The 14,303-nt window shown below is 42.5% G+C and carries 4 protein-coding genes and 3 pseudogenes; 4 read left to right on the top strand and 3 right to left on the bottom strand.

Features of this window, described 5'->3' with window-relative positions; genetic code table 11:
• Positions 1 to 877: 877 nt before the first annotated feature.
• Positions 878 to 9,520 carry a MucBP domain-containing protein gene (locus tag DG046_RS09865; RefSeq protein ID WP_108832199.1) on the top strand — a complete coding sequence of 2,881 codons (8,643 nt, stop codon included), beginning with the start codon at positions 878 to 880 and terminating at the stop codon, positions 9,518 to 9,520.
• Between the two features lie 188 nt (positions 9,521 to 9,708).
• Positions 9,709 to 9,789 (top strand): annotated as a pseudogene (locus DG046_RS09130) (IS200/IS605 family transposase); the annotation flags it as partial.
• A 6-nt stretch (positions 9,790 to 9,795) separates the two neighbouring features.
• Here DG046_RS09130 and DG046_RS09860 read toward each other — a convergent pair.
• Positions 9,796 to 9,933, bottom strand: a pseudogene (locus DG046_RS09860) (IS5/IS1182 family transposase); the annotation flags it as partial.
• Between the two features lie 121 nt (positions 9,934 to 10,054).
• Entirely contained in the window at positions 10,055 to 10,630 is a 576-nt protein-coding gene (locus DG046_RS09125; protein WP_159082118.1) for a helix-turn-helix domain-containing protein, read from the bottom strand.
• A 146-nt stretch (positions 10,631 to 10,776) separates the two neighbouring features.
• On the opposite strand from DG046_RS09125, the gene guaA reads away from it, so the two are divergent.
• Together guaA and DG046_RS10040 are read left to right on the top strand one after the other, a co-directional pair.
• Positions 10,777 to 12,309, top strand: coding sequence for a glutamine-hydrolyzing GMP synthase (gene guaA / locus DG046_RS09120; RefSeq protein ID WP_108832197.1), 1,533 nt, complete (start codon positions 10,777 to 10,779; stop codon positions 12,307 to 12,309).
• Positions 12,310 to 12,718: 409 nt separating this feature from the next.
• Positions 12,719 to 13,138, top strand: a pseudogene (locus DG046_RS10040) (transposase); the annotation flags it as partial.
• Positions 13,139 to 13,331: 193 nt separating this feature from the next.
• Here DG046_RS10040 and DG046_RS09110 read toward each other — a convergent pair.
• Positions 13,332 to 14,114 carry a transposase gene (locus DG046_RS09110; protein ID WP_335340962.1) on the bottom strand — a complete coding sequence of 261 codons (783 nt, stop codon included), beginning with the start codon at positions 14,112 to 14,114 and terminating at the stop codon, positions 13,332 to 13,334.
• Positions 14,115 to 14,303 lie beyond the last annotated feature (189 nt).

Here is a 14,303-nt window from a genome sequence, read left to right as displayed (position 1 = left end):
ATGGACCTGAAAGCGGTGCTGACCTTTGCATGCATGAACATGAAAAAACTGGCACTAATGATGGATCGAAAAGAGCGGGACGGAGGAGGCGACGGCCCTTCTTTTGCTGATTTATGGAAAAAATACACAAAAAAGAGACAAACCCCGAGTTTTGTTCGGAGTTTGTCTGCAGTCTGAGATCATAACTTAAGTGTTATGGTCTTTTTTATTTAATAGTTTGTACAATTAAAAGCGACATCTAGTAAAAAAATTTAAAAATAAATTAAAATAGATTTAACAGATGAAAAAAGAACTCATAGAAAATGACTTAGAATAGAAATGGAAATTTTTCTACATGAAAATTAGGCACAAAGGATTATTAATATTTATATTTAATTTGTGAGTTGATCCAGTCAATCTTGACTAGGATCCAAAAGAAACTACCAATAGAAGGAAATTTACAGAAAAAATCTCACACTCTCGGGGTTTTTTTTAAAAAGTTTAACCCTCTATTTTTATAAACATCCATAATTATCAAGGTTTATTCGGTCTATCTCTTCTTATAAGATCTATGTAAAATTACCTCATCCAATAAACGACAATTATTTTCACATCATAAATATATATCTCCTAAACATTTCAGTTTTCAAGAAAAAGTGATACTATACTGATAGACGAGAATATGGGAATTTTATCTGAAATGATAACGTTTTTATATAGGAGTTGATTTTTGCAAATTCACTCAATATAAAATGAGGGCTCATCTGCTATTCCCTAAATTGTCAATTGCTTGGTAGTTATTATGTTGAATGTAAATAATTTCAGCAAGAGCTATTGATTCTAGCTGGTAGATTATGTTTTCAACAGCCATGTTAGACTTTGAAAAAAAGGAGGAAGTATGAAAGAGAAACGCAAGCACATTGGAAAAATTTTGTTTTCAGTATTACTAGCTGTCGCTTTGATTGTTATTCCTGGTATAAATCTAAGCCATGCTAACATACTATTTGAAAAGCAAGGAATCAATGAGTATCATTTCTATAATGACACAATAGAAAACAAAGATTCAGCCAAAGAAATACAAAAACAGATAATTACAAATCAAGGAAAATTATCTGATCCAGGCCATGTCTTCAAAGATAAAAGCAAAGTTTTGGAGAAATGGCAAGATGAAAATGGAAATGATATCAAATTTGATACTCCAATCAGTATCACAGGTAATGAGAAGAAGACAATTAAGGTTTACCCAGTTTTCAAAAATCAAGTAGTAATAACCTACTATATACCTGGCAGTACAAATGATAGAGTTTATATGACTGACACTGTTACTGATGCTAGTTCCTATAAACTGCCAACAGATCCTACAATTTATGATGCGAATAAATACTTCGTAAATTGGTCAACATCAAAAGACGGAAAATCTGGCCCTTATAATGAGGAGTCATTGAAAAAAGATATTGCAGATGGAAAAACTGACATTAAACTTTATGCAATTACAGAGTCTAAATACAAGGCTACATTTATAACAGGAGACGGCGCAAGCTTCCAAGAACAAATATTTGCAGACGATGGTAGTCATCTTGAAAAAATGCCAGATGTTCCAACAAGAACAGGCTATGAATTTAGCCATTGGTCTTTGGAAGAAGATGGAAAGCCTGTCGATCTTGCTACTTTAGAATTAAGCGAAGACATTGATGTCTATGCTGTATGGAAACCGGTTGTAGTTGACTATAAATTTAAGGTTATGGCCCAAAATATTGACGATGACGGCTACACCTTCCTTGGAATAATATCAGCAAGAGGACTTAATGGAGAAAAAACAAGCCTACCATTTAAAGGAAGTGAAAATCCAGATCCTAAGGTAGCCCCAACTGGTCCAATAGTTGAAGATATTAGTAAGCTATCAAAAAGAGATGGCCGCTTTAGCGATGGCTACAATAGTAAAGACGAAAACGGACAAATGGATCACACCTATACTAATCCTCAAACCCTAGATTATTTAGGTTTCCATTTAAACGAAGAAAAAACAAAACAAGCTTTTGAAACAATAGAAGCTGATGGCAGCACAGTTGTACCTGTCTATATGGATAGAAATGTTCATACAATTTCGGTTTATAAAAATCGAAATGGAGTAGATTTTAAACCTAGTAACGCAAATTGGATTAAAGCCACAGATGATAATGGAAATCTTCGCGTAGATTTGCGTTACGGTCAAAGTTCTGAAAAATGGTTTGCTAAGCTAAATAAAGATTACATTTATTACATCGATAAAAGCATAGGATCTTTCTATACTAGCTCACCAGTAATGGGTGATGAAGATATTTATATGTATAGAGTTTATGCTAAAGGTCAAGAATTTCAATTGCGTTTTGTTGAATGGGATCCAAGTAAATTTAATGCATCAATAAATAGCGGATCACTTGAACAATTAAAAGCTACTCTTGGTACCATGAAAGAAATAGCTGATAGAGAAGAATTCCAAAATACAGAATACTACTATAACTACAGCGGATATAATTACAGGGTATATGAACCTCGTCAAGGTATGAGGGCTAATAAAACAAATACTTGGGTCGATAAGACTGACCATTTAGATGACATAGTAGGCTTTGAACCTAAGATAGGCACAATGTCTCAAGATGGTTTGCAATCAATAGATGTGAATAATCCAGCCTTTAGAGATTATATGTTTACTCCACGCGGATGGAATGGATATTATGACTATACAGGAACACAATATATAGATGATGGTTCTTATGTAGGTTTCCTATTCTACGAGCGCAAAACTTATCCTATAAAATATTACTCTGGAAGTAAACAATTAGCTTCAAAACCATACAAATATGAAGCTGATACAAGCGATTTTGGACTTGGTTATGTAAAAGGAGTAACCACAAACCCTGACAATCCTAATCAAGTATTTATGGGTTGGTATGAAGACTCAACATTTAGCGTAGAACACAAACACGAAGCTGGAGCAAAAATGCCTGCTCATGGCATTGTAGTCTATGCAAAATGGGATTCTCGTCAATACGAAGTAACCTTCCACACCAACCAAGATGACTATGAAAAAGATATAGAAAAAATAACCGAAATTCCAGAAGATGACACTCTTTATCATGGAAAATATAAAGATGCCAAAGCTAGCAAAGAGAATTTCCCTCAACCAGTTCAGCCAGAAGGTGCAACAGAATTTTTGGGATGGTATGAAAAAAATCAATATGGAAGATATGTAAAAGCAAATCTTCGCAAACGAATTAAAAATAATGACACTCACTTATATGCTAAGTGGAAATATGCTTCTTTAGAATTAAAATACGATTTAAACTTAGAAGCTTCTGACAAAGTCGAAGGAACTGCTCCAACAGATTCAAACTCTTATATCACTGATGCCAAAGCACTAGTAACAGATGTGGGTAATGTTAAAGTAAATGGTGGCAAAAAAGTTTTCGTAGGTTGGAGTGAAACAAAAGATGGTTCTAGCGGACTAATTCTACCAAGCGAAACTGTCTTAATGGATAAAAGTAAAACTCTTTATGCTCAATGGAAAGAATTTCCAGATCAAAAAACTACAAAAGTAACCTATGATCCAAACGGTGGCACAGGTAAGCAATATACAGTTGAAAATATAATTGTAGAAGACTACCACAAAGTATTAGACAATGATACAGACGAAAATCTTAAATACAGCCGTGAAGGATATGTCTTTAAGGGATGGAGCAGAAATAAAGACGCAACAAAAGCCGAATTCCAAGCAGGCGAAGAGGTTAATGTTAACCAACTAGAACAAGAGGAAAAAAATTATATCTATGCAATCTGGGCTCCTATCATCAATTACACAACCGATGGAAATGGACAAGTTAAGGAAGGCGAAAGCTTTGTAGATAATACAAAAGAAGAAGTTGAACTTAAAACAAATCCAAAGAGCACAGAAACACAAGCAAATGAAGGATATAAATTTAGCCACTGGACAGCAGATAAAGAAATCACATTAAAAGATGGAACAAAAATTCCGGCTGGAGGAGAAATTACTGAAGAACAATTAAAACAAGCAGTAATCACAGAACCACTTACAATTAAAGCTAATTTTGTAAAAGATGAATTTAAAGTAACACACGAATTTAAAGTTGCCGAAGATTCTCCAGTAAAAGAAATGCCGGCTGAAGTAAAAACAGCCGTTGATGCCCAACTACCAGTAGATAAAACAGCTAAAGATGGAAGCGTTGTTACTCCTACTGCTCCAACACAAACAACAGTAAAAGATACAGAAAACGATGGAACATGGACATTCGAAGGCTACAAAGATCAAAATCCAGATACAACAGATGTTGATGCCAAAGTTAACGGAGCCGATGTAAAATTCGAAGGCGCATGGAAATTCACACCAAACAAACACGAAGTAACTTACGAATATGTAAGTGGAACAAAAGACGTAGAATTACCAGAAGCATTAAAAAATAAAGCTCCAGAAAAAGTAACCGGAAAAGTAAAAGGTGATACAGTAACATCCCCAGTTCCAACTGGAAAAGACGCTGAATACAGAGATGAAACAAACAAGGGAACTTGGACATTCAAGTCATACGATAAGAATGAAGTAGAAATCACCAACCAAGACGAAAACGTAAAAGGGACATGGGTATTTACACCGGATGCTGAGGTAGTAACTGAATACGTCGATGAAGATGGTAAGACCATTGCTCCTAAGGAAAATGGTAAACAACCGAAAAAAGACATCGAAGGTTATGAATTTGTAGAAACCAAAACCGATGAAAAAGGCAATACCAAACACATCTACAAGAAGACGCCTGCGACAGAAGTCGTCACAGAATTCGTGGATGAAAATGGAAAGACCATTGCTCCTAAGGAAAATGGTAAACAACCGAAAAAAGACATCGAAGGTTATGAATTTGTAGAAACCAAAACCGATGAAAAAGGCAATACCAAACACATCTACAAGAAGACGCCTGCGACAGAAGTCGTCACAGAATTCGTGGATGAAAATGGAAAGACCATTGCTCCTAAGGAAAATGGTAAACAACCGAAAAAAGACATCGAAGGTTATGAATTTGTAGAAACCAAAACCGATGAAAAAGGCAATACCAAACACATCTACAAGAAGACGCCTGCGACAGAAGTCGTCACAGAATTCGTGGATGAAAATGGAAAGACCATTGCTCCTAAGGAAAATGGTAAACAACCGAAAAAAGACATCGAAGGTTATGAATTTGTAGAAACCAAAACCGATGAAAAAGGCAATACCAAACACATCTACAAGAAGACGCCTGCGACAGAAGTCGTCACAGAATTCGTGGATGAAAATGGAAAGACCATTGCTCCTAAGGAAAATGGTAAACAACCGAAAAAAGACATCGAAGGTTATGAATTTGTAGAAACCAAAACCGATGAAAAAGGCAATACCAAACACATCTACAAGAAGACGCCTGCGACAGAAGTCGTCACAGAATTCGTGGATGAAAATGGAAAGACCATTGCTCCTAAGGAAAATGGTAAACAACCGAAAAAAGACATCGAAGGTTATGAATTTGTAGAAACCAAAACCGATGAAAAAGGCAATACCAAACACATCTACAAGAAGACGCCTGCGACAGAAGTCGTCACAGAATTCGTGGATGAAAATGGAAAGACCATTGCTCCTAAGGAAAATGGTAAACAACCGAAAAAAGACATCGAAGGTTATGAATTTGTAGAAACCAAAACCGATGAAAAAGGCAATACCAAACACATCTACAAGAAGACGCCTGCGACAGAAGTCGTCACAGAATTCGTGGATGAAAATGGAAAGACCATTGCTCCTAAGGAAAATGGTAAACAACCGAAAAAAGACATCGAAGGTTATGAATTTGTAGAAACCAAAACCGATGAAAAAGGCAATACCAAACACATCTACAAGAAGACGCCTGCGACAGAAGTCGTCACAGAATTCGTGGATGAAAATGGAAAGACCATTGCTCCTAAGGAAAATGGTAAACAACCGAAAAAAGACATCGAAGGTTATGAATTTGTAGAAACCAAAACCGATGAAAAAGGCAATACCAAACACATCTACAAGAAGACGCCTGCGACAGAAGTCGTCACAGAATTCGTGGATGAAAATGGAAAGACCATTGCTCCTAAGGAAAATGGTAAACAACCGAAAAAAGACATCGAAGGTTATGAATTTGTAGAAACCAAAACCGATGAAAAAGGCAATACCAAACACATCTACAAGAAGACGCCTGCGACAGAAGTCGTCACAGAATTCGTGGATGAAAATGGAAAGACCATTGCTCCTAAGGAAAATGGTAAACAACCGAAAAAAGACATCGAAGGTTATGAATTTGTAGAAACCAAAACCGATGAAAAAGGCAATACCAAACACATCTACAAGAAGACGCCTGCGACAGAAGTCGTCACAGAATTCGTGGATGAAAATGGAAAGACCATTGCTCCTAAGGAAAATGGTAAACAACCGAAAAAAGACATCGAAGGTTATGAATTTGTAGAAACCAAAACCGATGAAAAAGGCAATACCAAACACATCTACAAGAAGACGCCTGCGACAGAAGTCGTCACAGAATTCGTGGATGAAAATGGAAAGACCATTGCTCCTAAGGAAAATGGTAAACAACCGAAAAAAGACATCGAAGGTTATGAATTTGTAGAAACCAAAACCGATGAAAAAGGCAATACCAAACACATCTACAAGAAGACGCCTGCGACAGAAGTCGTCACAGAATTCGTGGATGAAAATGGAAAGACCATTGCTCCTAAGGAAAATGGTAAACAACCGAAAAAAGACATCGAAGGTTATGAATTTGTAGAAACCAAAACCGATGAAAAAGGCAATACCAAACACATCTACAAGAAGACGCCTGCGACAGAAGTCGTCACAGAATTCGTGGATGAAAATGGAAAGACCATTGCTCCTAAGGAAAATGGTAAACAACCGAAAAAAGACATCGAAGGTTATGAATTTGTAGAAACCAAAACCGATGAAAAAGGCAATACCAAACACATCTACAAGAAGACGCCTGCGACAGAAGTCGTCACAGAATTCGTGGATGAAAATGGAAAGACCATTGCTCCTAAGGAAAATGGTAAACAACCGAAAAAAGACATCGAAGGTTATGAATTTGTAGAAACCAAAACCGATGAAAAAGGCAATACCAAACACATCTACAAGAAGACGCCTGCGACAGAAGTCGTCACAGAATTCGTGGATGAAAATGGAAAGACCATTGCTCCTAAGGAAAATGGTAAACAACCGAAAAAAGACATCGAAGGTTATGAATTTGTAGAAACCAAAACCGATGAAAAAGGCAATACCAAACACATCTACAAGAAGACGCCTGCGACAGAAGTCGTCACAGAATTCGTGGATGAAAATGGAAAGACCATTGCTCCTAAGGAAAATGGTAAACAACCGAAAAAAGACATCGAAGGTTATGAATTTGTAGAAACCAAAACCGATGAAAAAGGCAATACCAAACACATCTACAAGAAGACGCCTGCGACAGAAGTCGTCACAGAATTCGTGGATGAAAATGGAAAGACCATTGCTCCTAAGGAAAATGGTAAACAACCGAAAAAAGACATCGAAGGTTATGAATTTGTAGAAACCAAAACCGATGAAAAAGGCAATACCAAACACATCTACAAGAAGACGCCTGCGACAGAAGTCGTCACAGAATTCGTGGATGAAAATGGAAAGACCATTGCTCCTAAGGAAAATGGTAAACAACCGAAAAAAGACATCGAAGGTTATGAATTTGTAGAAACCAAAACCGATGAAAAAGGCAATACCAAACACATCTACAAGAAGACGCCTGCGACAGAAGTCGTCACAGAATTCGTGGATGAAAATGGAAAGACCATTGCTCCTAAGGAAAATGGTAAACAACCGAAAAAAGACATCGAAGGTTATGAATTTGTAGAAACCAAAACCGATGAAAAAGGCAATACCAAACACATCTACAAGAAGACGCCTGCGACAGAAGTCGTCACAGAATTCGTGGATGAAAATGGAAAGACCATTGCTCCTAAGGAAAATGGTAAACAACCGAAAAAAGACATCGAAGGTTATGAATTTGTAGAAACCAAAACCGATGAAAAAGGCAATACCAAACACATCTACAAGAAGACGCCTGCGACAGAAGTCGTCACAGAATTCGTGGATGAAAATGGAAAGACCATTGCTCCTAAGGAAAATGGTAAACAACCGAAAAAAGACATCGAAGGTTATGAATTTGTAGAAACCAAAACCGATGAAAAAGGCAATACCAAACACATCTACAAGAAGACGCCTGCGACAGAAGTCGTCACAGAATTCGTGGATGAAAATGGAAAGACCATTGCTCCTAAGGAAAATGGTAAACAACCGAAAAAAGACATCGAAGGTTATGAATTTGTAGAAACCAAAACCGATGAAAAAGGCAATACCAAACACATCTACAAGAAGACGCCTGCGACAGAAGTCGTCACAGAATTCGTGGATGAAAATGGAAAGACCATTGCTCCTAAGGAAAATGGTAAACAACCGAAAAAAGACATCGAAGGTTATGAATTTGTAGAAACCAAAACCGATGAAAAAGGCAATACCAAACACATCTACAAGAAGAAGACTACGCCTACACCGGCTGTAGTAACAGAATATGTGGACGAGCAGGGAAACAGATTGATTCCGGACAGAGCCGGCAAACAGCCTGTTGTGGAGATTAAGGATTACACTTACCTTCGCACCGAAGAATCCGACACCCTTATTCGCCACATTTATAAGAAAATCCAAGCGCCTACTCATCCCAGCGGGTCGGTACTGATCCTTCCGACGCCCGGGACGAGCGAGCCTGTGCCCGACGACGGTCTCTTAAATAAGAAAGATCACAAGGCTTATATGTTCGGCTATCCCGACGGCAACTTCCTCCCCGAGCGCAACATGACGCGGGAAGAGGCCACGGCCATGTTTGCCCGCCTCCTGAAGGATTACCCGAGAGAGCGCAGAAACTACACCATTCCCTTCAACGACGTGGCGGAAAGCGACTGGTCGCAACAGGCCATCGGCTTTATGCTGGAAAAGGGCATGATTAAAGGCTACGAAGACGGCAGCTTCAGGCCCAAGGCGGCCATTAGCCGGGCGGAATTTGCCGCCATGGCGGCCCGCTTCGACAAGCTCGTAGCAGGCACGGGCAATCCCTTTAGTGACGTGCCCGACACGCACTGGGCCCAAGGCGCCATCGACTCGGCGGCGGCCAAGGGTTGGGTCACGGGCTATCCCGACGGGAGCTTTAAGCCGGAGCGCAAGATCACCCGGGCGGAAGTGGTAAACATTACGAACAAGATGTTGGACCGCTTCGCCGACAGGGATTTTGTCCGCAGCCACCTTTCGGAAATGATTCAATTTAAGGATCTCACGGAAGCCGACTGGGCGTACTTCCCCATTATGGAAGCGACCAACGGCCACGACTACACGAGAAAGGCCGCGCAAGAAGAAAACTGGATCCGACTGAACGGCGAAGAGTTCCGCTTCGTCGTCGTCGGCCGCAAGTAAGAATAAAAGGCTCTATAATATCCATTGGGGAGTAAGCTCCTCAATGGATATTTTTGTGCGCTTTAGCATGAATAAACCACCAGCTATGCTGGTGGTAGGCGTAAAAAGCTTTAGCTTTAAGTAAAAAAAGAACCTCCCATGATAAAATTATTGTGTTATCGGCAATAAAATATCAAGGAGGTATCCATATGGATAAGAACAGCTTAGCACATACAAGTTGGAATTGTAAGTATCATATCGTGTTTGCACCAAAATATAGGCGGCAAGTTNTAAAGGTCTTCCACCAGGTCATAGATGAAGTCGAAGTCCACGTAACGGTCAATTTTTCGCAAAAGATGATCTGCCGGCACGAGTTGGTCCAGAGCGATCATTTGAATTTGTTCTACTTTTTTCTTGTCTTCTTTGTGTAGCATAGCCAACCTCCTGTAGTTTCTATTTTACTATAGATGAGTGGCTTAAAGCGGTTTTAAGACACACAAAGGGAGGGTGAATCGGTTGATTCACCCTCCCTTTGTCATCACTCTGACAGGGATCTCATGACCCCTGTTTTTTCAAATCCGCCGGCGGCAGAAACACCCACGTGGACAGACACGGCTCCTTTTGTTCGTTAAACATCGCGTACCTGGCGGTGCGGTCGAAGGCGATGCTGTCCCCCGCTTCCACGGGATAAGCCACATCGTCCACCATCACCGTGAGCCGGCCCGCCTTAACAAAGCCGAAGGCCTCGCCCTCGTCGCCCGTCGTGGGCAATACGTCCTTTTTGTCCGCCGTTTCAAAACGCATCTCCATCACCGCGTACTCCCGGCGGCTTTCAGGCGACAGAAGGCGCACCCGGCGGTCCGTGGCGCCGTCGTCCAACATCTTATGCTCGCCGCTGTGGATAATCGTGGGCTTCTTCTTCGAAGGCACGTCCTCGAAAAATTCCCCCATGGTCGTATGTAAAGCATCCACAATGCGCAACATGGCGTTCACCGAGGGCGAGACCAAATCCCGCTCGATTTGACTGATCAGCCCCGTGGACAGATTCGAGGCCTCGGCCAGATCCTTAATACTCATGCCAAGCGCCTTGCGCATGGTACGAATTTTTTGTCCCGAAAACTTTCCGGACATACAGCACCCCCTTGTATTCAATGTAAAAACATATACTGAACATAGTATACCATACATTCATCGAAAAATTGAAAAAACAATGAAACCCATCGGGAAAAAGACCCGAGCCGAATATGCTATAATAAAAGCCGAAAAGGAGGTTTTCCATGGAAAGAGAAAAAATACTGGTCATCGACTTCGGTGGTCAATACAATCAACTGATCACGCGGCGCGTGCGGGAAAAAAACGTCTACGCGGAAGTGGTCCCCTACAAAAAAGCCCTGGATGCCATTAAGAAAGAAAAGCCCATCGGCCTCATCTTCACCGGCGGCCCCAACAGCGTCTACGACGCCAAGAGCCCGGACATCGATCCGGAAATCCTGGACATGGGCCTGCCCATTTTAGGCATCTGCTACGGCATGCAACTCATCGCCAAAAACATGGGCGGCACCGTCACCAAATCCGACAAGCGGGAATTCGGCAAAACCAAAACCATGGTGGATCCCGCATCCAAACTCTTCGACGGCCTGGATGTGGAACAAACCACCTGGATGAGCCACGTGGACTACGTCAAAGAACTTCCCGAAGGATTCCGCACCGTGGCATCCACCGACAGCTGCCCCGTGGCCGCCATGGAAAACAGAGAGAAAAACATCTACGCCATCCAATTCCACGGCGAAGTCAACCACACCGAAAACGGTCACGAAATCATCGACAACTTCCTGAAAAAAGTATGTCATGCCAAAGGGGACTGGAACATGCACGACTTCGCCAACGAGGCCAAGCGCGCCATCCAAGAAAAAGTCGGCGACAAAAAAGTCCTCCTCGCCCTTTCCGGCGGCGTGGATTCCTCCGTGTGCGCCAAACTCCTCGTCGATGCCATCGGCGAAAACCTCATCTGCATCTTCGTCGACCACGGCCTCATGCGCAAAAACGAAGGCGACGAAGTGGAAGAAGCCTTTAAAGACACCGGCATGCACTTCATTCGCGTCGACGCCAAAGACCGCTTCTTAAAGCGCTTAAAAGGCGTCACCGATCCCGAACAAAAAAGGAAAATCATCGGCGAAGAATTCATCCGCGTCTTCGAAGACGAAGGCAGAAAAATCGGCTCCGTCGACTTCTTGGCCCAAGGCACCATCTACCCCGACGTCATCGAAAGCGGCGCTGGCGATGCCGCCGTCATCAAAAGCCACCACAACGTCGGCGGCCTTCCCGCCGTCGTCGACTTCAAAGACCTTATCGAGCCCCTAAGAGACCTCTTCAAAGACGAAGTCAGACAACTGGGCGAAGCCATCGGCCTCGATCCCAAACTCGTCTGGCGCCAACCCTTCCCGGGACCCGGCCTCGCCATTCGCGTCATGGGCGAAATCACCGAAGAAAAACTCGACATCCTAAGAGACGCCGACTACATCTTCCGCGACGAAATCGCCAAAGCCGGCATGGACCACGACATCAACCAATACTTCGCCGTCCTTACCAACAACAGGAGCGTCGGCGTCATGGGCGACTTCAGAACCTACGACTACACCCTGGCCCTCAGAGCCGTCACCACCAGCGACTTTATGACCGCCGATTGGGCCCGCATCCCCTACGAGGTGCTGGACAAAGTGAGCGTCAGGATCGTCAACGAAGTGGAACACATCAACAGGATCGTGTACGATATTACGTCGAAACCCCCGGCAACAATTGAATGGGAGTAATTTGCGTTTAATTTCGCGACATTCTCGTGAAAAAATTTTTTAGTCCTCGATGTACCTTGAGTACACCTGCGTCCTAAAAAATTTATTTCACTTCGAATCTCATCGAAATTTCCTCGCAAATTAAAGAAAAAATTCCTGTAGAGCAAAATTTTAAAAACGGCTTAATTACAAGCTATAAAGAGAATAAAAAAGGCTATTGGTACTCAAATGGTATTGGAAGTTAAAAAGAATAAACTGAATAATTCTTCCAAGTGGTTTACATTTGGACAAAAAATTAGACCGTAACTTAAGTGTTATGGTCTCAGAGTGATGACAAAGGAGGGAGAATCATCCGATTCACCCTTCCTTTTTTGTGTCATCAAACAGCATTCGCCTCAATTATAGTAAAATAGAAAAAAAGGAGGCTACCATGCTACATAAAGAAGACAAGAAAAAAGTAGAACAAATCCAAATGATTGCTCTGGACCAACTCGTGCCTGCAGATCATCTTTTGCGGAAAATTGACCGTTACGTGGACTTCGACTTCATCTATGACCTGGTGGAAGACCTTTATTGCTTAGACAACGGCAGGCCCAGCATCGACCCCGTGGTCCTCATTAAACTTGTCTTTATTCAACACCTTTATGGCATTCGGAGCATGCGCCAAACCATTAAAGAAGTCGAAGTCAACCTGGCCTATCGTTGGTTCTTGGGACTCGACTTCTACGATAAAATCCCCCACTTCACCACCTTTGGGCAAAATTACCGTCGTCGTTTTCAGGACACCGACCTCTTTGAGTCCATCTTCACCAACATCCTTCAACAAGCCATGGACCAAGGCTTCGTCGACACACGCCTCCAATTCGTCGATGCCACCCACGTCAAAGCCCATGCCAATCGCCACAAAAACAAAAAAGCCACAGTGAAGAAACACGTGCGAAGCTACCAACAACAACTGGAAAAAGAAATTGCCGACGATCGAAACGCACACGGAAAAGACGACCTCAAACCACCGAAAAACCCGCCCAGCGATACCACCACCATTACACAATCCACCACCGATCCCGAAAGCGGCCTCTTTCACAAAGGCGAGCACAAAGAAGTCTTTGCCTACACCATCCAAACCGCCTGCGACGCACACGGTTGGATCCTCGCCTGTCACNGGTGTAGCGGTAGTCTTCCGCGACGTCCAGGGCGTCTTGCCAGAGGTGGCGAGTAACGGTTTTTTGATGGTTTTTACTGGCAGTGCAACGGTGAAGGGTAGGACAGTTTTTGCAGATTTTTGGATTGCTTTTGTATTCGCGGTAGCCTTCACGTGTCGTGGTGCTGTAGGGGAGGATGTTTTCTTCCGGGCAGAGGTAGCAGTTGTAGTAGGCGTCGTAGACGAAGTCGCGTTTGTAGTAGGGGTCGTCGAGGGCCGGTTTGTGTTTGGGCCGGGTGTAGGGGAAGACGGGCAGGATGTCTTTTTCAAGGAGGGTTTTGGCGATGGCCGGGGTTTTGTAGCCGGCGTCCATGACGAGTTTTTCCGGTTTTAAAGTTTGGAGTTTGGGGAGGAAGTCGAAGAAGGTGCTGCTGTCGTGGCGGTTGCCGGGAAAGCTTTGGCAGGCGAGGATCCATCCGTGCGCGTCGCAGGCGGTTTGGATGGTGTAGGCAAAGACTTCTTTGTGCTCGCCTTTGTGAAAGAGGCCGCTTTCGGGATCGGTGGTTGATTGGGTGATGGTGGTGGTGTCGGCCGGGGGATTTTTCGGTGGTTTGAGGTCGTCTTTTCCGTGTGCGTTTCGATCGTCGGCAATTTCTTTTTCCAGTTGTTGTTGGTAGCTGCGCACATGTTTTTTCACCACGGCTTTTTTGTTTTTGTGACGATTGGCATGGGCTTTGACGTGGGTGGCATCGACGAATTGGAGGCGTGTGTCGACGAAGCCTTGGTCTATGGCTTGTTGAAGGATGTTGGTGAAGATGGACTCAAAGAGGTTGGTGTCTTGAAAGCGTCGACGGTAATTTTGCCCAAAGGTGGT

The sequence above is a fragment of the Aedoeadaptatus coli genome (assembly GCF_900343085.1).
In the GTDB taxonomy this organism is placed as follows: domain Bacteria; phylum Bacillota; class Clostridia; order Tissierellales; family Peptoniphilaceae; genus Aedoeadaptatus; species Aedoeadaptatus coli.
Note: the sequence above shows the minus strand (reverse complement) of the source record. Positions and strands in the feature narration are given on the sequence as shown.

Bases quoted from the DNA above. Each gene is read 5' to 3' on its own strand.
- guaA (WP_108832197.1), top strand. From the start codon at position 10,777: ATGGAAAGAGAAAAAATACTGGTCATCGACTTCGGTGGTCAATACAAT.
- DG046_RS09865 (WP_108832199.1), top strand. From the start codon at position 878: ATGAAAGAGAAACGCAAGCACATTGGAAAAATTTTGTTTTCAGTATTA.
- DG046_RS09125 (WP_159082118.1), bottom strand. From the start codon at position 10,630: ATGTCCGGAAAGTTTTCGGGACAAAAAATTCGTACCATGCGCAAGGCG.